Origin of the sequence: Okeania sp. SIO2B9 (genome assembly GCF_010672505.1) — a bacterium.
In the GTDB taxonomy this organism is placed as follows: domain Bacteria; phylum Cyanobacteriota; class Cyanobacteriia; order Cyanobacteriales; family Microcoleaceae; genus Okeania; species Okeania hirsuta.
Genome location: NZ_JAAHGK010001755.1, coordinates 1 through 1,163 on the forward strand (window position 1 = coordinate 1; position 1,163 = coordinate 1,163).

Annotated in this window: 1 pseudogene; it reads right to left on the reverse strand. The window is 35.2% G+C overall.

Annotated features, from left to right (window positions below):
• Window positions 1-352: 352 nt before the first annotated feature.
• Window positions 353-1,163, reverse strand: a pseudogene (locus tag F6K13_RS34200) (zinc-binding dehydrogenase); the annotation flags it as partial.

The following is a 1,163-nucleotide window of genomic DNA, read 5'->3' on the forward strand; positions in this document are numbered from 1 at the left end:
ACTATCAATTATTTTCCCCTACTCCCTACTCTCTCTTTTCTGGAGATGTCTAATAAATAACCAACCATTTATTAATAATATAAACTATGCAAATCACTCAATCTCTCCATGCTGCTCTATTAGTTTCGAAACTAATAGAGCTCTCTAAAATTAATAGCTGAAGTCCGTAGTTCCGACCCTGGAGGATAGCTAATAACTGACAGCTATTTGCGTAGTATTCCGCAGGAAATGCTTACTTCAAAAGTTAAATAGTTACCCAGGTTTTTTGTCTGTTTTTGACAATTATTAATCGGTCAGTATTGATTAGTCCTACTTTTACTTCTTCCTTCTTCCTTATTACTTATTTAAAAAGTTACAACATACGAATAGACTTACCTTCATGCATCAAATTAAAAGCATCATTAATTTTTTCCACTGGCATAAAATGAGTAATCAAATCATCAATATTAATCTTTCCTTCCATATACCAATCAACAATTTTCGGTACATCCGTACGACCCCTCGCACCTCCAAAAGCTGTACCTTTCCATACCCTTCCTGTTACTAACTGAAACGGACGAGTACTAATTTCTTGTCCCGCACCAGCTACACCAATAATTACACTCATACCCCAACCTTTATGACAACATTCTAAAGCTTGACGCATCACATTAACATTACCAATACATTCAAAAGTATAGTCAGCACCACCTTTTGTTAAATCAACTAAATAAGGAACTAAATCACCTTCTACTTCTCTAGAATTAACAAAATGTGTCATGCCAAATTTTTCCGCTAATTCACGTTTACTAGGATTAATATCAACCCCAACAATCATATCAGCACCCACCATTTTTGCCCCTTGAATTACATTTAAACCAATGCCACCTAAACCAAATACAATTACTTTTCACCAGCTTCAACTTTTGCCGTATTAATAACAGCTCCAATGCCAGTTGTTACTCCACAACCGATATAGCAAACCTTATCAAAAGGAGCATCTTTACGAATTTTTGCTACGGAAATTTCTGGTAATACTGTATAGTTTGCAAAGGTTGAAGTACCCATATAATGATGAATCATTTCACCATTTAATGAAAATCTACTGGTACCATTTGGCATTACACCACGACCTTGAGTAGTGCGAATTGCTTGACATAAATTAGTTTTCATGCTGAGACAAA